Annotated in this window: 1 protein-coding gene; it reads right to left on the minus strand. The window is 58.7% G+C overall.

Features of this window, described 5'->3' with window-relative positions:
- On the minus strand, positions 1–494 hold a 494-nt coding region (locus KQX66_RS38815), incomplete at both ends, for a condensation domain-containing protein (RefSeq protein ID WP_253957675.1).

Below are 494 nucleotides of genomic sequence, written 5' to 3' on the forward strand. Positions count from 1 at the left end.
ATCGGAAATTGGCTCGTGAACCAACCTACCGTGCGCGTAATGTCGACATCCTTCACGATGTCTTCCCGCCCGTGGCCCTCCAGATTCACAAGCACCCGGTCCAGCCCGGTCCACTGGCGCACGGCCATGCCCAGCGCGGTAAGCAGCAGATCGTTCATCTCCGTATTGTAGGCGCGGTGCGCCTGCTTCAAGAGCTGCTCCGTTTCCTGCGCCGTCCATCTTACGGTCACTACATCGCTGTCTTGGAGCAGCGACTTGCCCTGCTCGTAATCTTTAGGCAGCGGAACATTCCCCGCTTGTTCGATCCCCTGCCAGTACGTCCGTTCGGACTGCATTGCCGGACTATTCGCATGGAGGGACAATTGCTCGGCCCACGTCCGGAACGAATCCGTTTTGTGCGGAAACCGGATCGCTTGGCCGCTTAAAGCCTGTTCATAGCCCGTAGCCAAATCCTCGAACAAAATGCGCCAGGACACGCCGTCCACGACCAGATG

The organism is Paenibacillus oleatilyticus (assembly GCF_018998565.1).
Lineage (GTDB): Bacteria > Bacillota > Bacilli > Paenibacillales > NBRC-103111 > Paenibacillus_G > Paenibacillus_G oleatilyticus.